The organism is Rahnella inusitata (genome assembly GCF_018288855.1).
GTDB classification, from domain to species: domain Bacteria; phylum Pseudomonadota; class Gammaproteobacteria; order Enterobacterales; family Enterobacteriaceae; genus Rahnella; species Rahnella inusitata.
Genome location: NZ_CP065024.1, coordinates 3757627 through 3778346, shown reverse-complemented (window position 1 = coordinate 3778346; position 20720 = coordinate 3757627). Strand labels below are relative to the sequence as shown.

The 20720-nt window shown below is 51.9% G+C and carries 18 protein-coding genes and 6 tRNA genes; 2 read left to right on the top strand and 22 right to left on the bottom strand.

Annotation, left to right across the window (positions count from 1 at the left end; genetic code table 11):
• Positions 1-43 precede the first annotated feature (43 nt).
• The 6 genes from rlmH to leuS all read right to left on the bottom strand — a co-directional run bounded on the left by rlmH (position 44) and on the right by leuS (position 6015).
• Complete coding sequence (gene rlmH, locus I2123_RS17740; protein WP_013576495.1) at positions 44-514, bottom strand: 23S rRNA (pseudouridine(1915)-N(3))-methyltransferase RlmH; 471 nt, start codon at positions 512-514, stop codon at positions 44-46.
• 3 nt (positions 515-517) lie between these two features.
• Positions 518-835, bottom strand: a complete 318-nt coding sequence (gene rsfS, locus I2123_RS17735) for a ribosome silencing factor (protein ID WP_056771497.1) — start codon at positions 833-835, stop codon at positions 518-520.
• Positions 836-1041: 206 nt separating this feature from the next.
• Positions 1042-1719, bottom strand: a complete 678-nt coding sequence (gene nadD, locus I2123_RS17730; protein ID WP_420834340.1) for a nicotinate-nucleotide adenylyltransferase — start codon at positions 1717-1719, stop codon at positions 1042-1044.
• Positions 1720-1733: 14 nt separating this feature from the next.
• On the bottom strand, positions 1734-2774 hold the full coding sequence (gene holA / locus I2123_RS17725) for a DNA polymerase III subunit delta (RefSeq protein ID WP_213051144.1): 1041 nt from the start codon (positions 2772-2774) through the stop codon (positions 1734-1736).
• Positions 2771-3418 (bottom strand): LPS assembly lipoprotein LptE, encoded by a 648-nt coding sequence (lptE, locus tag I2123_RS17720; RefSeq protein ID WP_112169021.1) that lies wholly within the window; start codon positions 3416-3418, stop codon positions 2771-2773. Before lptE ends, holA begins: the two co-directional genes overlap by 4 nt.
• Before the next feature lie 14 nt (positions 3419-3432).
• Positions 3433-6015, bottom strand: a complete 2583-nt coding sequence (gene leuS / locus I2123_RS17715; RefSeq protein WP_213051143.1) for a leucine--tRNA ligase — start codon at positions 6013-6015, stop codon at positions 3433-3435.
• Between the two features lie 270 nt (positions 6016-6285).
• Here leuS and I2123_RS17710 point away from each other — a divergent pair, with 270 nt between their 5' ends.
• The gene (locus I2123_RS17710; protein WP_112169019.1) at positions 6286-6780 is read left to right on the top strand and encodes a zinc ribbon-containing protein; all 495 of its coding nucleotides are present in this window, start codon (positions 6286-6288) and stop codon (positions 6778-6780) included.
• Positions 6781-6834: 54 nt separating this feature from the next.
• On the opposite strand, the gene I2123_RS17705 is transcribed toward I2123_RS17710, so the two are convergent.
• From I2123_RS17705 to miaB, 9 genes are all read right to left on the bottom strand, one after another.
• Positions 6835-7560: an amino acid ABC transporter ATP-binding protein gene (locus tag I2123_RS17705; protein WP_112169018.1), complete on the bottom strand. Its 726-nt coding sequence runs from the start codon at positions 7558-7560 to the stop codon at positions 6835-6837.
• Positions 7557-8234 carry a glutamate/aspartate ABC transporter permease GltK gene (gltK, locus tag I2123_RS17700; RefSeq protein ID WP_112169017.1) on the bottom strand — a complete coding sequence of 226 codons (678 nt, stop codon included), beginning with the start codon at positions 8232-8234 and terminating at the stop codon, positions 7557-7559. Before gltK ends, I2123_RS17705 begins: the two co-directional genes overlap by 4 nt.
• A 2-nt stretch (positions 8235-8236) precedes the next feature.
• Entirely contained in the window at positions 8237-8977 is a 741-nt protein-coding gene (locus I2123_RS17695; RefSeq protein WP_112169016.1) for an amino acid ABC transporter permease, read from the bottom strand.
• A gap of 198 nt (positions 8978-9175) precedes the next feature.
• Entirely contained in the window at positions 9176-10072 is an 897-nt protein-coding gene (locus I2123_RS17690) for an amino acid ABC transporter substrate-binding protein (protein WP_213051142.1), read from the bottom strand.
• 569 nt (positions 10073-10641) lie between these two features.
• Positions 10642-12171, bottom strand: a complete 1530-nt coding sequence (lnt, locus tag I2123_RS17685; protein WP_213051141.1) for an apolipoprotein N-acyltransferase — start codon at positions 12169-12171, stop codon at positions 10642-10644.
• 7 nt (positions 12172-12178) lie between these two features.
• On the bottom strand, positions 12179-13057 hold the full coding sequence (corC, locus tag I2123_RS17680; protein WP_056771527.1) for a CNNM family magnesium/cobalt transport protein CorC: 879 nt from the start codon (positions 13055-13057) through the stop codon (positions 12179-12181).
• A 110-nt stretch (positions 13058-13167) separates the two neighbouring features.
• A complete protein-coding gene (gene ybeY, locus I2123_RS17675) occupies positions 13168-13641 on the bottom strand; it encodes an rRNA maturation RNase YbeY (RefSeq protein WP_213051140.1) in 474 nt (157 codons plus the stop codon).
• Positions 13638-14708 (bottom strand): PhoH family protein, encoded by a 1071-nt coding sequence (locus I2123_RS17670; protein WP_208640430.1) that lies wholly within the window; start codon positions 14706-14708, stop codon positions 13638-13640. The genes ybeY and I2123_RS17670 overlap by 4 nt, the downstream gene beginning before the upstream one ends.
• A 244-nt stretch (positions 14709-14952) precedes the next feature.
• Positions 14953-16377 (bottom strand): tRNA (N6-isopentenyl adenosine(37)-C2)-methylthiotransferase MiaB, encoded by a 1425-nt coding sequence (miaB, locus tag I2123_RS17665; RefSeq protein WP_213051139.1) that lies wholly within the window; start codon positions 16375-16377, stop codon positions 14953-14955.
• A 192-nt stretch (positions 16378-16569) separates the two neighbouring features.
• Here miaB and ubiF point away from each other — a divergent pair, with 192 nt between their 5' ends.
• On the top strand, positions 16570-17754 hold the full coding sequence (ubiF, locus tag I2123_RS17660; protein ID WP_112169010.1) for a 3-demethoxyubiquinol 3-hydroxylase: 1185 nt from the start codon (positions 16570-16572) through the stop codon (positions 17752-17754).
• Positions 17755-17852: 98 nt separating this feature from the next.
• Here ubiF and I2123_RS17655 read toward each other — a convergent pair.
• The 7 genes from I2123_RS17655 to asnB form a co-directional block, all read right to left on the bottom strand.
• Positions 17853-17927, bottom strand: a tRNA-Gln gene (locus tag I2123_RS17655).
• A gap of 52 nt (positions 17928-17979) precedes the next feature.
• Positions 17980-18056: transfer RNA gene (locus I2123_RS17650), tRNA-Met, on the bottom strand.
• A gap of 91 nt (positions 18057-18147) precedes the next feature.
• Positions 18148-18222: transfer RNA gene (locus tag I2123_RS17645), tRNA-Gln, on the bottom strand.
• A 65-nt stretch (positions 18223-18287) separates the two neighbouring features.
• Positions 18288-18362: transfer RNA gene (locus I2123_RS17640), tRNA-Gln, on the bottom strand.
• A gap of 23 nt (positions 18363-18385) precedes the next feature.
• Positions 18386-18470, bottom strand: a tRNA-Leu gene (locus I2123_RS17635).
• Between the two features lie 7 nt (positions 18471-18477).
• Positions 18478-18554 (bottom strand) — tRNA-Met (locus I2123_RS17630).
• A 228-nt stretch (positions 18555-18782) separates the two neighbouring features.
• Entirely contained in the window at positions 18783-20447 is a 1665-nt protein-coding gene (gene asnB, locus I2123_RS17625; protein WP_112169009.1) for an asparagine synthase B, read from the bottom strand.
• Between the last annotated feature and the right edge of the window lie 273 nt (positions 20448-20720).

Genomic DNA, 20720 nt, shown 5'->3' with positions numbered 1-20720 from the left:
CCCACTACTTAATTCATGTTGCTGACATTCAATTCACCACCCGTTATTCGCGGTGGTATGGATGATTGGTGGTAATACTCCAGGCGCGGTAAAGACTCTCCGCCACCAGGACCCGCACCAGCGGGTGAGGGAGCGTTAACGGAGAGAGCGACCAGCTCTGTTCCGCTGCGGCTTTACAGGCCGGTGCCAGCCCTTCCGGACCGCCAATTAACAGGCTGACGTTGCGTCCGTCCTGTTTCCAGCGTTCCAGTTGTTGCGCCAGTTGCGGGGTTTCCCACGGTGTCCCTGGAATATCCAGTGTGACAATGCGGTTCCCCTTTCCGACAGCAGCCAGCATCTGTTCGCCTTCCTTTTCAAGAATGCGTTTGATGTCTGCATTTTTCCCGCGCTTCCCGGCCGGAACTTCAGTCAGTTCAAACGGCATATCTTTGGGAAAACGGTGCAGATAATCGTTAAAACCGGTTTGTACCCAATCTGGCATTTTGGTGCCGACGGCGACAAGTTGCAGTTTCACGGCTTAGCCCCAGAGTTTCTCGAGCTCGTACAGCTGACGGCTTTCTTCTTGCATGACGTGAACAATCACTTCACCCAGATCAACCACAACCCAGTCGGCTTCGTTAATACCTTTAACGCCCATCGCATCAATGCCGACGGCTTTAACTTCTTCCACCAGGTGACCGGCGATAGAAACAACGTGACGGCTGGACGTGCCGGTACAAATAATCATGCAGTCAGTAATACTGGATTTACCCACAACATCAATGGCAATGATGTCTTGTGCTTTCAGGTCATCGACTTTATCGATAACAAAATCTTGGAGCGCTTTACCTTGCAAAGGTTCCCCCTGGGGATGTTTGAAACACGTTGACTCCATAAGACATCCGCCGGTGTGACACCTTAGCGATGAACGGTCTCATGAAGGAGTGGCATAGCGGCAATCAGAAAACGCCTCAAAGCGTTTAATAATCAATAAATTATATTGATGATGTACGCGACGTAATCGAGAGCCGAAATTTAGCGGCGCAGTATACCACGCGTTGGCTACGCGCGGTACAAGCCCTGTGATTCTATATAGCGCTCAACGGCGTCGGGCAGAAGATCTGAACAATCGAGACCCGCCTTGCGGCGCTGACGGATTTCCGTCGCTGAGATATTCAGCAATGGCGTATTGGCCTGATAAATGAATCCGGCAGGCTGATGCCTGAGGTTCTCTGCATCGGTGACACGATGCGCATCATACCAACGCTGTAACTCAGGCGTATCAAGCTGCTCGTGATAACCCGGTCGTGCCATAACAATCAGATGGCAAAAATCCAGGAGAGATCTCCAGCGATGCCATTTGTGCAACGTCAGCAGAGAGTCCTGACCGATAATAAACGCCAGCGGGCAACTCTCGCCATGTTCTTTACGTAACGTTGCAAGAGTCTCAATGGTGTACGACGGCGTATCAACGGCAAGTTCACGCGGATCCACAGAAAACAGCGGATTGCCCTCGACCGCCAGTTCCACCATATGCAGGCGCTGTTGCGGGCTGGCGCCGGGCTGCGGGCGGTGCGGCGGAACATTGTTGGGAAGTAATATCACGTTGTCCAGACCGGTGTTCTGCGCCAGTTGCGTGACCGGTTTGAGATGGCCGAAATGGATAGGGTCAAACGTCCCGCCAAAAAAAGCCAGCAACGAAGCAGTTTTACCTGTGGAACGAGAGGGAATTGTCGGCATGGAAATATCCTGCGTCAGTACGAACCTTGTCCGACGAAGCTGACAGGTAAAGGTTTGCCACACAAAAGCATGGAGAGGCTTTCCAGCTCCGGCCACACGGACTGGCCGTAATCTTGCTTAAGGGTGATTTCCATTTGCGTCAGCAAACGTACTGCCTGATTAAGATCCGCGAGGGATAAACGCTGTAAGGCCTGGGTTACCAGCGTACGTCTGTTCTGCCAGACTTTTTGTTGGTCGAACAAAGTGCGCAGCGGTGTGCTGTCCATTTTACGTTTCAGGTTCAGCAGCATCAGGAGTTCGCGCTGGACGGTGCGCAGCAAAATCACCGGCTCGCTGTCTTCCTGTTGCAGCTGGCGTAAAATATGCCAGGCGCGTTTGCTTTTTCCCGCCAGCAGGGCGTCCAGCCAGTGATAAGGCGTGAAATGCGCCGCATCATTCACCGCATCTTCTACGCGGGGCAGCGTCAGTTTGCCATCAGGATATAGCAGGGACAGGCGTTCAAGAGATTGCGCTAAGGCCAGCAAATTACCTTCATAGCAATAGCACAGCAGCTGATTAGCCGGTTCATCAAGTTCAAGTGAGAGTTCTTTCGCGCGACGAGTTACCCAGCGCGGAAGTTGTGCCTGCTCAGGCGTCTGACAGCTGACAAAGACGCTTTTATCACTCAACGCTTTAAACCATGCACTGTTTTCCTGGCCTTTGGTCAGTTTGGTGCCGCGAATTACCAGCAAAATGTCATCGTGCAACAGCGTGGTCAGCTTGAGCAGAGGTTCTGCCATCGGCGCAGTTGGGCCATTTTCTGGCAGGCTCAACATCAGTGTCTGACGGCTGGCGAACAAGCTCAATGCCTGACAGGTGCTGAAAATCGAATCCCATTCAGTATGGGCATCGAGAATAAAGGTGTAATGCTCCTGAAAATCAGCCAGCTGTGCCGCTTTGCGGATGCTGTCCTGACTTTCCTGCAAAAGCAGAGGGTCGTTACCACATAATATATAACAAGCGCGCAGCCCCTCACGGAGCTGCGCGGCAAGTTGTTCCGGATAAACTCGGATCATTGTACAGAAGTGCTGGCCGGTGCCGTTGATACCGGTTTGGTAACAGACGACGACGGCGTCATTGCATCAGAAGATTTGCTGGCGGAAGAGCCGGTAGTAATCACTTCTACCTTGCCATCCACCTGATCAGCTTTACGCAACTCAGACGCATGAACCGACAACAGTTTACGGATCAATTGTTGTGCAATCTGCTGGCGCATCTCTTCGCGAATGATCTCCTGTTCGTTATCCTTCGCCAGCGCCGTTAACGGGTTGTCAAAGAATGAACGGAACACGGTGGCATTGATCGGATAAATATCTTTACCCGGCATCAGAACCGTCGCGCTGACACTCATTTGCATCTGATATTCAGCCGTTTTACCGTCCTGGAATACCGACGCCGTGCTTTGACCGCTTGTTTCAGGCCCGATTCGCAGCGAAGGAATATCCTTATGCTTACCGGTTGGGTCATCAACAATGGTCACGTTACTCAGACGTAACTGAGTACGAATATCACGCGTTAACGGACCGTAAGGATCCCCGCTGTCCAGAACGATAGTTTGCAGTTCGTCAGGCACATTGGTTTTTCCACGTAAGTGGAATCCACAGCCTGCGGTAACCATGACTGATGCTGTTAGCAGCAGTGTCACTATACGATGTCGCACAGCTCCTCCTTGACTCAACCTACTACCAGGTTAAGCAGTTTGCCCGGGACGTAGATTACTTTGCGAACCGTAACCCCATCCAGATATTTAGCGACCAAATGTTCTTCTGCCGCACGCTCGCGCACTTGTTGCTCTGTAGCATCAGCGGCTACGGTGATTTTAGCACGCACTTTACCGTTCACCTGCACAACGACCAGTTTTGAATCTTCGACCATTGCCTGTTCGTCAGCCTGCGGCCACGGTGCAGTATCCACATCGCCTTCACCTTTCAGTGCCTGCCAGAGGCTGAAGCACACGTGCGGGGTGAATGGATAAAGCATGCGAACTACCGCCAGCAGGGCTTCCTGCAGCAGAGCGCGATCTTGTTCGCTTTCCTGCGGCGCACGGCCCAGCTTGTTCATCAGCTCCATCACTGCCGCGATGGCGGTGTTGAAGGTCTGACGACGACCGATATCATCGGTCACTTTGGCGATGGTTTTATGCACGTCGCGACGCAGATCTTTTTGTGCTTCGTTGAGTGCTGCCACGTCGAGGGCAACGGTCGCGCCTTTTTCGGAATGCTCAAAGGCCAGTTTCCAGACACGTTTAAGGAAACGGTTTGCACCTTCCACGCCTGATTCCTGCCATTCCAGAGTCATTTCTGCCGGAGAAGCAAACATCATAAACAGACGTACGGTATCCGCGCCGTATTTCTCCACCATGACCTGAGGGTCGATGCCGTTGTTTTTAGACTTGGACATCTTGCTCATGCCAGCGTACACCAGCTCGCGACCCTCTGGATCGGTGGCTTTGGTGATACGGCCTTTTTCGTCACGCTCAACGGTCGCATCGACCGGAGAAACCCAGACGCGTTCGCCGCTGTTGCCGGTGTAATAGAAGGCATCAGCCAGAACCATACCCTGACACAGCAGGCGTTTTGCAGGTTCGTCAGAATCGACCAGGCCAGCATCACGCATCAGTTTGTGGAAGAAGCGGAAATACATCAGGTGCATGATGGCGTGTTCAATACCACCGACATACTGATCAACCGGCAGCCAGTAGTTGGCCGCAGCCGGATCCAGCATGCCTTCATCATATTGCGGGCAGGTGTAACGCGCGTAGTACCAGGAAGACTCCATGAAGGTGTCGAAGGTGTCGGTTTCTCGCAGGCCCGGCATGCCGTTAACGGTCGTTTTTGCCCACTCAGGATCGGCTTTGATTGGGCTGGTGATGCCGTCCATGACTACATCTTCCGGCAAGATCACCGGCAGTTGATCTTCTGGCGTTGGAATAACGGTACCGTCTTCCAAGGTGATCATCGGGATTGGCGCGCCCCAGTAACGCTGACGGGAAACCCCCCAGTCACGCAGACGATAGTTTACTTTGCGCTGACCCACGCCTTGCGCGACCAGTTTGTCGGCAATAGCATTGAAGCCATCTTCATGGCTCAGGCCGTCAAACTCGCCTGAATTGAACAGCGTACCTTTGTCGGTCATGGCTTCTGCCGTGACGTCCGGCTGGCTGCCATCGAGGGTCAGGATGACCGGTTTGATTTGCAGATTGTATTTGGTGGCGAATTCCCAGTCGCGCTGGTCATGACCCGGAACGGCCATTACAGCACCTGTGCCGTACTCCATCAGAACAAAGTTAGCGACCCAGACTGGCAGCTTTTCACCGGACAACGGGTGAATGGCATACAAGCCAGTGGCCATGCCTTTTTTCTCCATCGTCGCCATTTCTGCTTCGGCAACTTTGGTATTGCGGCATTCGTCGATGAATTCAGCCAGTGCAGGGTTGTTCTCCGCGCCTTGTTGCGCCAAAGGGTGCCCGGCGGCAACGGCAACGTAAGTCGTGCCCATGAAGGTGTCGGGACGTGTGGTGTAAACCGTGACTTTCTCGTCGCTGTCAGCCACGTCAAAAGTGATTTCGACACCTTCGGAGCGGCCAATCCAGTTACGTTGCATGGTTTTGACCTGCTCTGGCCAGCTTTCCAGCGTGTCCAGATCGTTCAGCAGCTGATCGGCGTAAGCAGTGATTTTGATAAACCACTGCGGGATTTCTTTGCGCTCTACCTTGGTATCACAACGCCAGCAGCAGCCGTCAATCACCTGTTCGTTCGCAAGAACGGTAAGGTCATGCGGGCACCAGTTCACCGCGGAAGTCTTCTTATAAACCAGGCCTTTTTCGTACAGCTTGGTGAAGAACCACTGTTCCCAGCGATAGTAATCTGGTTTGCAGGTCGCGATTTCGCGATCCCAGTCATAGCCGAAGCCCAGCAGTTTTAGCTGGTTCTTCATGTATTCGATGTTTTCGTAAGTCCACGGCGCAGGGGCGGTATTGTTTTTCACCGCAGCACCTTCTGCCGGCAGGCCGAAAGCATCCCAGCCGATTGGCTGCAAAACGTTTTTACCGAGCATGCGCTGATAACGGGAAATCACGTCACCGATGGTGTAGTTGCGCACGTGCCCCATATGGAGGCGACCTGACGGGTAAGGCAACATGGAGAGACAGTAATATTTCTCCTTGCCAGGCTGTTCGGTAACTTTGAAGGTTTGCTTCTCTTGCCAGTGAAGCTGAACGTGTGACTCGATGTCTTCTGGACGGTATTGCTCTTGCATGGCGGCCGGTGGTCCTGTGAGTGAAAACAGCTACGCCTGTAGCTCAAAAAGTTTTAATCAAAAGATCCGCATAGCATAGCTGATAAGCAGAGGCAGCAACAACACCCAGCGACGGGCTAAGGGGGATTTCTGCCTCCTAATGCCCCATTATTCGCAAACTGCGAAGCAGCCCGGGATAATCTTCACAACGGATCAGGGATTTACGACTAAAATAAAGACAAGTAAACATCTGCCGGGCGAACGGTCATGTCAGTTCAAGGAGAGGAAATAATGAGCAATATTACTCAAAATTACCGTCAGTTAGTGACGTCGCTGACAGAGCGATTGAAAAATGGGGAACGTGATATCAGTGCGCTGGTGCAAGATGCGCGCGTCCGCCTGCAGGACGAAGGGCAACTGTCTGAAATTCAGATTGAACAGCTCACCTCTGCGGTGCGGCGTGATTTGCATGAGTTTGCGCGCAATTACACGGAGAATCAGCAAGCGGAGAAGGATGACGGCACGGACAGCGTCTTTATGCGGGTTATCAAAGAGAGCCTGTGGAAAGAGCTGGCGGACATGACGGACAAAACCCAGCTGGAATGGAAAGAGGTTTTTAAGGACGTCAATCATCACGGGGTTTACCACAGCGGGGAGGTCGTAGGACTCGGCAATCTGGTGTGTGAAAACTGCCAGTTCAGTCTTGCGGTGTATACGCCGGAAATCCTCAGTAAATGCCCGAAATGCGGTCATACTGAATTTTCCCGTCACGCGTTCGAGCCTTAAGCTGCAAACTGCCTGCCCCCTGCAACCGCTGGGGGCAGGCGTAGACTTCTTTTATCAGTGCAGGATTTTCGCCAGGAAATCACGGGCACGATCCGATTGCGGGTTATTGAAGAAGTCGTCTTTGTTACGGTCTTCCACAATCTTCCCTTCATCCATGAAAATCACGCGGTTTGCCACTTTCCGGGCGAAGCCCATTTCGTGGGTGACCACCATCATCGTCATGCCTTCGTTCGCAAGTTCCACCATCACGTCCAGTACTTCGTTGATCATTTCAGGATCGAGCGCCGACGTGGGTTCATCAAACAGCATGGCAATCGGATCCATACATAACGCACGGGCGATAGCCACACGCTGCTGCTGACCTCCGGATAGCTGGCCTGGGAACTTATTGGCGTGCGCGGATAATCCCACGCGATCCAGCAGTTTCAGTCCTTTATCTTTGGCTTCCGCTTTATCGCGTTTCAGTACTTTCACTTGTGCCAGCGTCAGATTGTCGATGATCGACAGATGCGGGAACAGTTCGAAATGCTGGAAAACCATGCCCACTTTCGCGCGCAGTTGCGCCAGATTGGTTTTCTTATCGTTAACCGGCGTACCGTTAACCAGAATTTCACCTTTCTGCACCGGCTCAAGGCCGTTGACGGTTTTGATTAGCGTCGATTTACCTGAGCCGGAAGGGCCGCAGACCACCACAACTTCACCTTTTTTAACTTCGGTGCTGCAATCGGTGAGCACCTGAAAGTGCCCGTACCATTTAGAAACATTCTTCAGTGAAATCATGAAACGGTCCTTTTCTTCAAATAACGCACCAGCAAGGAAGCACAAAGGCTGATAACAAAATAAATAAGTCCTGCAAACAGCACCATCTCCACCAGCGTACCGTCACGGTCGCCGATGTTAGAGGCGCTGCGGAAGAAGTCTGCGAGGCCCAGTACGTAAACCAGTGAAGTATCCTGGAACAGGACGATTGCCTGGGTGAGCAGCAGCGGCACCATTGCGCGGAAAGCCTGCGGTAAGATAACCAGCTTCATCGACTGCCACTGAGTCATGCCCAGCGCCAGCGCGGCGGAAGATTGTCCGCGCGCGATACTGATAATCCCGGCACGAATAATTTCTGAGTAATACGCAGCTTCAAACAGGGCAAACGCCACCATTGCGGAAATCAGACGGATATCGGTTTTCGGCGACAGGCCGAGCACTTTTTGCAGGAAGCCTGGCACGATCAGGTAGAACCACAACAGCACCATAACCAACGGCACGGCGCGGAACAGGTTCACGTAGGCCGTTGCAAACCATCTGACCGGGGCAAACGTCGACAGACGCATCACGGCGAGCAGTGTGCCCCAGAGAATACCGACAACAATCGCCAGTGAGGTTATCTTCAGGGTGATGACCATGCCTTGCCACAGGTAGGGCAGGCCGGGACCTATAGAACTCCAGTCAAATTCATGCATATTTATTTACCTCCCATGTTGCCCGGCAGGCGGACTTTACGTTCTACAAAGTGCATCAGCAGCATAATCACCGCGTTGATAAGCACGTAGGCAACGGTAATGGCAGTAAATGATTCGTACGCATGCGCAGAGTAATCCAGCAATTTACCCGCCTGCGCAGCCATATCGACCAGACCGATGGTCGAGGCGATCGCGGAGTTTTTCACCAGGTTGACCATTTCTGAGGTCATCGGCGGCACAATTACGCGATAGGCATTAGGCAGCAGCACATAACGGTAGGTCTGAGGCAGCGTCAGCCCCATCGCCAGACCGGCGTTACGCTGGCCGCTTGGGAGTGACTGGATGGCGGCACGAACTTGCTCGCACACGCGGGCAGCGGTAAACAGGCCGAGACAAATTACGGAAGAGGTGAAGAACTGCACGTTTGGCGCGAGTTCTGATTTAAACCACATACCGATATTTTCGGGCAGCAGCTCAGGCACCACCAGATACCAGATGAAGAATTGCACAATCAGCGGCACATTACGGAAAAGTTCAACGTAACAGGTGCCGATGCCAGAGAGAAAACGGTTGGGAACGGTACGCAGGATACCGAACAGAGAGCCGACGAAGAAGGCGATGATCCAGGCGCAAATCGACAGCGCGACCGTGACCTGAAATCCATTCCAAATCCAGCCCAGATAGGTGGTATTACCGAAGGGGGCTTGTTGCAGAAAGATGCCCCAGTTCCAATCTATTGACATAAAAACTCCATGACGCGGGTAATAAACTACCCCTTTGAGTGATGACGTTACCAAAAACGTGGGTGAGTGACGGAAAAAATGCGGGGTGGGGAACGACCACCCCGCATCCGGTCTTCCTGTCCTTTCGGACCATCATCACAAGCTGGTTGGCCAGCCTTTATTTTTTAATACCCGGTACTACTACCCGTCTGCTACTTATTACAGTGCTTTATCGTTTGGTGCTTTGAACAGTGCTTTCATGTCATCGGACAGTTCAAAGTTCATGTTCAGGTTTTTCGGAGGAATAGGTTTTTTGAACCAGGTTTCAAACCACTTGGTGGCTTCACCGGAGGTCTGTGCCTTCACAATGGTGTCATCAACCAGTTTTTTGAATTCCGCATCGTCTTTACGCATCATGCAGCCGTAGGCTTCTTTTGACTGCGGTGTGCCGACGATATCCCAGTTATCCGGTTTTTTGGCTTTCGCACGTTCGCCAGCCAGCAGGGCATCATCCATCATGAACGCAACAGCACGGCCGGTTTCCAGCGTACGGAAAGAGTCGCCGTGGTCTTTGGCGCTGATGATGCGCAGATCCAGTTTCTTCTCTTCGTTCAGTTTGTTCAGCAACACTTCAGAGGTTGTCCCGGAAGTCACCACCACGGTTTTGCCTTTCAGGTCAGCAAAATCTTTAATGTCTGACCCTTTTTTGACTAACAGACGGGTGCCGATCACGAAGATGGTGTCTGAGAAGGCCGCTTGTTGCTGGCGTTCCAGGTTGTTGGTCGTAGAACCACACTCAAAATCAAACGTGCCGTTTTGCAGCAGCGGTATACGGTTCTGTGAGGTGATTGGCATCATTTTTACTTGCAGGTTCGGCAGGTCCAGCTTCTTCTTGACGGCCTCAACGATAGCGTTGGAATAGTCCTGTGAATAACCTACGACTTTCTGTTCGTTGTTGTAGTAAGAGAATGGCACTGAGGATTCGCGGTGACCCACGACGATAACGCCATTGTCTTTAATCTTCTTCAGAGTGCCGGTCAGTTCTTCCGCGTGGGCAAAGCTGCTTGCGGCAACGCTTGCCAACAGTACTGATAACGCTAATTTGCGCAATTGCATGTCCAACTCCTTGCTGTCATTAGGGATCCAAACTCAGGGATCAGAAAGTGCTAATGCCTCGTCATATGAAGCTAGAAAATAGCTGAATGTGAAATTTATGAAACTAAATTGTTTCTTTTTTGAGACGGGACACGCACCAAATCAAAGCAATTAACCGGCTATGCACTGCGAGGGTGCATGAGGAATAGCCTTTTTGTATCAAAATGATGCACAGCGTCAAAAAAAATCACTAATCAGATATCTTTCAATTAGATGTAGCAAGACTCATGCCAGATGACCTGATTTAACCTCGAAGGCAAACAAAAAGTCAGCGCTTAATACCGCCGTTCGGACAATCGGCAGCAGGTTAACGGGAGTGATTTCGGAAACAGGGAAGGGGATGCAACAAAAAAGAACAGGCGACCGTAGACGCCTGAAACTGAAGACTCATTTTACGTACCGGTGAAAACAGGCAGAGCATTAAGACGCCGTAAATTCATCCCTGATGGGGTGGACGCTGTACTCTTCTGCCTGCTTTCACCTCCTGAGCCGCCTTCCTGAAAGAAGGGACTCACTGCGCTGTTAAAACCTCAGCCTTTACGACGCCCAAGCCAGAGCGCAGCCGCTGCCATCACGAGGGTCGCAAACCAGACTGGCCACCAGCCCACGCGGGCATAAGGCGTCATACCGGTTGTCGGCGTGACTTTCACGTTCAGCACTTCACGGGTGAACTGCGGGATTTCAGCGGTCACATCGCCCTGAGCATTCACCACGGCAGTGACGCCGTTGTTGGTGCTGCGCAGGAGTGGCCGCCCCAGTTCCAGAGAACGCATACGCGCCATTTGGAAATGCTGCCACGGACCAATCGAATGGCCGAACCAGGCGTCGTTGGAAATCGTCAGCAGGAAGTTGGTATCAGGCTGCAGGTTATCGCGCACCTGTTCACCAAACACCACTTCGTAACAAATTGCCGTTGTGAGATTGAGGCCGCTGACAATCAGCGGTTTCTGCACATAATCACCACTGGTGAGGCCTGACATCGGTAAATCAAAGAACGGCGCAAGCGGGCGCAGAATCGTTTCCAGCGGAACAAATTCACCGAACGGCACCAGATGATGTTTATTAAAACGGTTGTCATCGGGATAACGATAAGTCTGTTTACCGCCCAGCACTATCGCGCTGTTGTAGACTTTCATGCCTTGTTCGTTACGGCGGGCATCAATAATACCGGTCACCAGCTGCGTGCCGTGAGAACGGTAAATGTTGTCCACCATGCTCAGGAAAGCTTGCTGATCGGATTCGATATCGGATATCGCTGATTCCGGCCAGATGATCATACTGGATTTGCCAAGGTAAGGGCGGCTGAGATCCAGATAGGTCTGCAAGGCGCTTTCCAGCGCTTTCGGATCCCATTTCATCGACTGAGGAATGTTGCCCTGAACCAGCGCGACATCCACGGCTTTGTCCGGCTGTTCCTGATACCAGTGAACATAACGCAACGGCCACGGCAGAAGCAGCATTGCCAGTGCAATCACGCCCGCTGTCATGCGACGCTGATGGATGGCATAGACCAGCAGGCCACTCAGGGAGGTCATCAGCAACGTGATACCGTTCACCCCGGCGATAGGAGCCAGACCTTTCAGCGGGCCGTCGATCTGGCTGTAGCCAAATTGCAGCCACGGAAAACCGGTCAGTACCCAGCCACGCAGGAAGTCGGTGATTTGCCATAACGCAGGCGCGGCGAGAGCCAGTTTCCACCACGTCGTTTTTGGCCATAATTTGCTGAACACGCCCGCGAATAACATGATGTAAAGCGATAGGTACGCCGCCAGCAGAACCACCAGAAACAGGTTGATGGCTTCTGGCATGCCGCCAAACGTCGCGATACTGACGTAGACCCAGTTTACGCCGGAGCCAAATAAACCCATCCCCCAGAAGAAACCTATCCATGCGGACTGCGCAGGACGGCGGTCTAACGTTAATGCCAGCAGGCCGCAAAGCGAAACAATCGCCGCAGGCCAGAAGTCATAAGGGGAAAAGGAGAACGTGCCACAGGCACCGAATAAAAGCGCCAGCAGGACGCGAGCCCGCTGGCGTTGGTATAAAGAGGCAATTGCCATGGAGTAATTATTCTTCCAGTATCGGTTGCGGCGCGTCGTCCGGTATTTTTACATGAACCTGAATAATACGGCGGCTGTCGGCCATCGCAACCTTGAACAGGTAACCGTCAATTTCAATGCTTTCGCCACGGGCTGGTAAATGGCCGAATGACTGCATCACCAGACCACCAATGGTATCGACTTCGTCATCGCTGTAATTGGTCTGGAACACTTCATTGAAGTCTTCGATCGGTGCCAGCGCGCGGACGGTGTAGGTATGGCGGCTGAGCTGGCGGATATCCAGATCTTCAGCTTCGTCATACTCGTCATCGATTTCACCAACAATCAGTTCAAGAATATCTTCGATGGTCACCAGACCGGAAACGCCGCCGAACTCATCGACAACAATCGCCATATGGTAACGCTGGGAACGAAACTCTTTCAGCATGCGGTCGACACGTTTGCTTTCAGGAACCACCACGGCGGTTCTCAGCACTTTATCGATGCTGAATGGCTCAGACGTTGTGCGCATAAACGGCAGCAAGTCTTTGGCCATCAGGATGCCTTCAATGTGATCCTTATCTTCGCTGATCACCGGGAAGCGTGAGTGGGCAGATTCGATGATGACATCGAGGCACTCTTCCAGCGGTTGATTGCGTTTAAGCGTGATCATCTGTGAACGCGGGATCATGATGTCCCGGACGCGCTGCTCGGCGATATCCATCACGCCTTCCAACATGTCACGGGTATCGGGGTCGATCAGATCGTTCTGTTCTGAGTCACGGATAAGCTCAACCAGATCGCCACGGTTTTTAGGTTCACCGTGGAAAAGCTGGCTAAGGATAAGGGAAAAGAAGCCCTTCTTGGGACTGGGGCTGTCACTATTTTGTGAATGGTCATCGCTCATGGCGTTTGGTTTGTTTTACTCGTAGTAGTGAAAAAATATTTAGCCAGCTTAGTAAACGCGGCGCAAGGGTGAAGTTCCCTTGCGCCGTGTTGCTATTGACTGCGCTAATCTCAGTTATCTTCTTTCTCTGAAATATACGGGTCCGGATAACCCAGTCCCTGCATGATTTCAGTTTCAATCGATTCCATCTCTTCGGCTTCTTCGTCAACGATATGGTCGTACCCCAGCAAATGCAAACTGCCGTGGATCACCATATGTGCCCAGTGAGCCGATAACGCTTTTTCCTGCTCTTTAGCCTCTTTCTCGACGACCTGACGACAAATAATCAAATCACCCAGCAGCGGCATCTCCATACCCGGAGGCGCTTCGAACGGGAAGGATAACACGTTGGTCGGTTTATCCATGCCACGATACGTCATATTAAGTTCATGGCTTTCAGGGATATCCACCACACGGATGGTTACCTCTGATTCTTCCAGAAACTGCGGAAGCACCGCCTCCAGCCAGGTCTGAAAGTCGTTTTCTGACGGTAAACCTGCTGCATCTTCGCAGGCAATTTGTAAATCGAGGATTACCGTATTCATTGACCGACCTGTTGGGAGGAATTGTGTTCGTGTTTTCGCTCAGCGGCAATCGCATCACGGCGTTTCTGATCTTCTTCTTCCCAGGCTTCATAGGCGACAACAATGCGCGCCACGACAGGGTGGCGAACCACGTCTTCGCTATGGAAAAAGTTAAAGCTCAACTCTTCAACCGACGACAATACTTCAATTGCATGGCGCAGGCCGGATTTCTGATGGCGCGGCAAATCGATCTGGGTAACGTCACCGGTAATCACCGCTTTGGAGTTAAAACCAATACGGGTCAGGAACATCTTCATCTGTTCGATAGAGGTGTTCTGGCTTTCATCAAGAATGATAAAAGCGTCATTGAGCGTTCGCCCGCGCATGTAGGCCAGCGGTGCGACTTCAATTACGTTGCGCTCAATCAGCTTTTCTACCTTCTCGAAGCCGAGCATTTCGAACAGGGCGTCATAGAGCGGGCGGAGATACGGGTCTACTTTCTGGCTGAGATCGCCCGGCAGGAAGCCGAGTTTTTCACCGGCTTCCACCGCAGGGCGGGTCAGCAGAATACGACGTACTTCCTGACGTTCCAGTGCATCTACGGCAGCGGCTACCGCCAGATAGGTTTTACCCGTACCCGCAGGCCCAATGCCGAAAGTGATGTCATGATCGAAAATATTGGCGATGTACTGCGCCTGATTTGGCGTGCGCGGCTTCACCATGCCACGTTTGGTCTTGATGATGACCGATTTACCGTAATCCGGTACGCTTTCAGCGGTTTGTTCCAGCACCCGGCTTTCTTTAATCGCCAGATGGATTTTTTCGGGATTGATGTCCTGCGTCTCACCGCGCACCGGCGCAGTGTCTACGTATAAGTCACGCAGGATGTCGGCGGCAGCGGCGACGGCCAGACTTTTGCCGACCAGTTTAAATGCGTTATCACGACGGTTGATTTCAACGCCCAACCGGCGTTCCAGTTGTTTGATATTGTCATCAAACGGCCCGCACAGGCTCAGCAGGCGCTGATTGTCTTCGGGCTCCAGTAAAATCTCTTGTGTTACAACGTTCAAACTATTCCTCTGGGCCACTCTGGACCTGTTGCGATGTTACCCGGCTGCACACTGCTTTCAGCCGTTCACCATACCTGAGTTAATAATACATGCCCTTGGCAAAATATGCTGCGCTGCGGTGACAGTTGCAGGCACCTTCATCCGGATATGCGGCCTTTCTCGGAAAATTAAACCCTGAAGGACTTAGCACTGCACAAATTCTCAATAGAAACAGGACGCCGAAGCGCCCTGTGAATGTGCTGCCATACATCGTCGTGATGGCTCAGGGTTGATACATTCCAACGCCTAATTCATTCTCTTTACGGGTGCGGGCGATGACTGACTGCGGAGACTCATGCAGGCGCAGCGCCATTTGCTCTTCGGTACGCACCACCACGCCACGCAATGAGTTGGTATAGACATCGACGATTTCCACATCGACAAATTTGCCAATCATGTCCGACGTGCCTTCGAAATTGACCACGCGGTTACACTCGGTGCGGCCGGTCAGTTCCATAATATCTTTTCGCGAGGTGCCTTCGACAAGAATGCGCTGAACGGTGCCCAGCGTGGCGCGGCTAAAACGCATCACCTGTTGCGTGATTCGCTCCTGTAACAGCGCCAGACGCTGTTTCTTCTCATCCATTCCGACATCATCCACCATATCCGCCGCCGGTGTGCCCGGACGTGGGGAATAGATGAAACTGAAACTGACGTCGTAATTCACCTGTGCAATCAAGTCCATCGTGCGTTCGAAATCGTCGTTGGTTTCGCCGGGGAAACCGATGATGAAGTCAGAGCTGAAATGGATATCCGGACGCGCGGCGCGTAATTTGCGAATAGTCGATTTGTATTCCAGCACCGTATGCGGACGCTTCATCATCGTTAAAATACGATCCGAACCGCTTTGAATAGGCAGGTGCAGGAAGCTGACCACTTCAGGTGTGTCTTTATAGACTTCGATAATATCGTCAGTAAATTCAACCGGGTGGCTGGTGGTGAAGCGGATGCGGTCAATGCCGTCAATCGTGGCCACCAGACGCAGCAACTCAGCAAATGTGCAAATGCCCCCTTCAAAGGCTTCGCCGCGATAGGCGTTCACATTCTGGCCGAGCAGGTTTACCTCACGCACGCCCTGTGCCGCCAGCTGAGCGACTTCAAACAGAACGTCATCACACGGGCGGCTGACTTCTTCGCCACGGGTGTAGGGCACTACGCAGAAGCTGCAATACTTATTGCAGCCTTCCATGATCGAGACGAACGCTGTCGGACCATCGGCGCGAGGTTCCGGCAGACGGTCGAATTTTTCAATTTCCGGAAAGCTGATGTCTACCACCGGGCTATGCGTGCCGCGCACGTGGTTCACCATTTCCGGCAGGCGGTGCAAGGTTTGCGGACCAAAGACGATATCTACGCACGGCGCGCGTTTGCGCAGTAATTCGCCTTCCTGCGATGCCACGCAGCCGCCTACGCCAATAATCACGTCCGGGTTTTTCTTTTTGAGTAACTTCCAGTGTCCCAGCAGGCTGAAAACTTTCTCCTGTGCTTTTTCCCTGATTGAACAGGTATTCAGCAGAAGGATATCAGCCTCTTCGGCATTATCTGTGAGCTGGTAACCGTGGGTGCTTTCGAGAAGGTCAGCCATTTTAGATGAATCATATTCATTCATCTGGCAGCCCCAGGTTTTTATGTGCAGTTTTTTAGTCATCAGCGTGTCAGTACTCAAAACAAAGGAAAATACGGGTGTTTGGCAATGCCGCAGCGCAGAGCGCAATTCAGAAGCACTATTGTAAACCCTCACTCCGGTGGTGACCAGCGCAGGAAAGCAGCTTAGGTCCTGATGCTGACTCAAAAATCCGGTACACTTTGTTTAATGAACTGAATAAAAAGCCGGAATAAAATGAATAATTCTGAGAAGTTATTTGATGCAGTGATCGTCGGCGGTGGCATGGTGGGCGCCGCTGCGGCTCTAGGCCTTGCGCAGCAGGGGCTTCAGGTGGCATTAATCGAAAATGAAGAGCCTGCCGTCTTTGACCCGTCAGCGCCCGCTGATTTAAGAATTTCTGCTATTGGCTGCGCGTCGGTGCGTTTCCTTAAGAAACTGGGTGCATGGCCTTCAGTCGAGCAAATGCGCTCTGTGCCATATCGCCGGCTTGAAACCTGGGAGGTCGATGGCTCCGAAGTAAAGTTTGATGCGCAATCACTCGGGCTGCCTGAATTGGGATTCATGGTCGAGAACCGTGTTCTTCAGCGTGCGCTGTGGCAACAATTTGATGGCTTCTCAAATCTGACCCGCTTTTGTCCGGCCAAACTGCGCCATCTTTTACAGCATGACGACAAAACCTGGTCGCTTCAGCTAACGACGGGTGAACTGCTGCACACGCAGCTGGTGGTTGCCGCCGATGGTGCGAATTCGCTGGTGCGTCAGCTGGCAGGGATCGGCGTGGATGGCTGGCAATACCGCCAGAACTGTATGCTGATTAACGTTGAAACCGAAACGCCGGATCAGGATGTCACCTGGCAGCAATTTTTCCCTTCAGGCCCGCGTGCATTTCTGCCGCTGTTTGGCCATCAGGCATCGCTGGTCTGGTACGACAGTCCGCAGCGTATCCGATATCTGCAAACGCTGAACATGAAACAGTTGACCACCGAAGTCATGCAGGCATTCCCGGCACGGCTTGGGAAGGTCACGGCATTGTCCTCGGGCGCTTTCCCACTGGTTCGCCGTCATGCGCAGCGTTATGTTTTACCGGGACTGGCGCTGGTGGGGGATGCAGCACACACCATTAATCCGCTGGCCGGACAGGGCGTAAATCTCGGTTATCGCGATGTCGAAGCGTTGCTGTCGGTGCTGGAAAAAGCGCGTGAAAGCGGTGAAGCGTGGAGCAGCGAGCGCGTGTTGCTGCGCTATCAGCGCCAGCGCCGTCTGGATAATTTGATGATGCAAAGCGGGATGGACTTGTTTTATACCGCTTTCAGCAATGATTTAGCACCGGTAAAAGTGTTGCGTAATCTTGCACTGATGACTGCTGAGCGCGCTGGAGGTTTGAAAACCAGAGCATTGAAATACGCACTGGGGATTTAATGAAAAAAGGCTGACGTTGAAAAACGATCAGCCTTTTTGAATCTGTCTTTAAATCGCAGAAAAGCAAAAGGCCCGAATAAATTCGGGCCTTTCAAATGTGGCTGGGGTGCCAGGATTCGAACCTGGGTATGCTGGTATCAGAAACCAGAGCCTTACCGCTTGGCGACACCCCAATGGTGTTTCTTACTTCTTTCTACAACCTGCTTAAAACGCGTAGTTGTAAAATGGTGGCTACGACGGGATTTGAACCTGTGACCCCATCATTATGAGTGATGTGCTCTAACCAGCTGAGCTACGTAGCCAAATTTTACTGATTTACTTCAAAACTTCAAGCACTAATTTAACTAACTTAATAATAAATTTCAAGTGCTTACCAATTAAAAGAGAGAAGTATGGCTGGGGTACCTGGATTCGAACCAGGGAATGCTGGTATCAAAAACCAGTGCCTTACCGCTTGGCGATACCCCAACAGTACAACTTCTTCAAACTGGGTTTTCTTCACTGACATATCAAAGATATGACGAGGAAAGAAATGGCTGGGGTACCAGGACTCGAACCTGGGAATGCTGGTATCAAAAACCAGTGCCTTACCGCTTGGCGATACCCCAACTGTGCTGCCGATGTCTGGAAATGGTGCGGGAGGCGAGACTTGAACTCGCACACCTTGCGGCGCTAGAACCTAAATCTAGTGCGTCTACCAATTTCGCCACTCCCGCAAAAAGATGGTGGCTACGACGGGATTCGAACCTGTGACCCCATCATTATGAGTGATGTGCTCTAACCAACTGAGCTACGTAGCCATCTTTTTTCGCGCTACCTTCATCGGCGTTGCGGGGCGCATTATGCGTATATGACCGTTTTGCGTCAACACCTTTTTTGGAGAAAAAGCCCTGATAGCGTCCATTTGTCTGGGTTATGACCACTCTGGTGATTAATTGGGCAAAAGACATTATTTTTACTGCCTTTACCCATAAAAAAATGGGCCACAAGAGGCCCATTTATAAGAAGGATATTAACCCGACAATCGGTTATTTATAGGCGGACTGATGAACGCCGACTGCACGGCCAGAAGGGTCGTCCATGTTTTTGAACGCTTCATCCCACTCAATCGCTTTCGCCGAAGAACAGGCCACTGAAGGACCGCCAGGGACGCATTCTGCGGCGCTGGGTACCGGGAACAGTTCTTCGAAGATCGTACGGTACAAGTAGCCTTCTTTGGACGTTGGCGTGTTGTACGGGAAACGGAAATGCGCCGTTTCAAGCTGTTGATCGGTGATCTGCTGAGAGGCCACTTCTTTTAACGTATCAATCCAGCTGTAGCCCACGCCGTCGGAGAATTGTTCTTTCTGACGCCATGCGACGCTGTGCGGTAAATAAGACTCGAAACATTCACGCAGGATATGTTTTTCCATCTTGCCGTTGCCACACATTTTGTCTTTCGGGTTCAGGCGCATAGCCACGTCGAGGAATTTTTTATCCAGGAACGGTACGCGTGCTTCCACACCCCATGCAGACATCGCTTTGTTAGCGCGCGCGCAGTCATACATATGCAGAGCCAGCAGTTTACGCACGGTTTCTTCATGGAATTCTTTGGCGTTTGGCGCTTTATGGAAGTACAGGTAACCGCCCAGCACTTCATCGGCACCTTCGCCGGACAACACCATTTTGATGCCCATTGCTTTAATTTTACGTGACATCAGATACATCGGCGTTGAGGCACGAATAGTGGTCACGTCATACGTTTCGATGTGATAGATAACATCGCGGATAGCATCCAGACCTTCCTGCACGGTGAAATGAATTTCATGGTGCACGGTGCCCAAATGCGTGGCGACTTCCTGTGCAGCGCGCAAATCCGGAGAACCTTCCAGACCGACGGCAAAGGAGTGCAGCTGCGGCCACCAGGCTTCGCTTTGATCTTTATCTTCAATGCGGCGACCGGCAAATTTCTTGGTGATCGCAGAAATCACCGAGGAATCCAAACCACCGGAGAGCAGTACACCGTAAGGCACGTCGGACATCAGGTGGCTTTTTACGGACTCTTCCAGCGCGTCTTTCAGCGCTTTGGCATCCGTGACGTTGTCTTTGACGTTGTCATAATCGAACCAGTCGCGATGGTAATATTCGCGGATTTCGCCGTCCTGACTCCACAGATAGCTGCCTGCCGGGAATTCTTTGATGGTGCGGCAAACCGGCACCAGCGCTTTCATTTCAGAAGCCACATACATGTTGCCGTGTTCGTCGTAACCCATGTAAAGCGGGATGATGCCCAGGTGGTCACGGCCAATCAGGTATGCATCTTTTTCCGTGTCATACAGAATGAAGGCGAACATGCCTTGCAGTTCATCGAGGAAGTCGTGACCTTTTTCCTGATACAGCGCCAGGATGACTTCGCAGTCAGACGCGGTCTGGAACTCGTACTTGTCGCCCAATTCAGCGCGCAGTGCCTGGTGGTTGTAGATTTCGCCGTTAACGGCCAGAACGTGGGTGTGTGCTGCGTTGTACAGCGGCTGTGCGCCGTTGTTGACGTCGACAATCGACAGACGTTCGTGCGACAAAATCGCTTTATCGCTGGCAAATACGCCGGACCAGTCTGGTCCGCGGTGGCGCATCAGGCGCGAAAGTTCCAGCGCTTTTTTGCGCAGCTCGACGGAGTCAGTTTTAATATCGAGCACACCGAAAATTGAACACATAAGTCTTTCTCCCTAACTTTCTCTGGCTGTCATTTTTATGAGGGTCAACGTTGCCGTTCTTTCTGTTTTAGTCTGGCGATGTTGCGTTGCTGACTATGAAAATGCGTCAAAACCCCCATGCTGTGCAAGCGGTTTAATACTCTTCTGAGAAATAGTATGTTGAGAGGTGCAGATCTTTAGCGAATTCTCAGTTTAATGGCCAGATTATTGATGGATCGTCATTTATATCGCGAAAAATTGAGATGGCGGCAAAAAATCAGGAAAGTGGATATA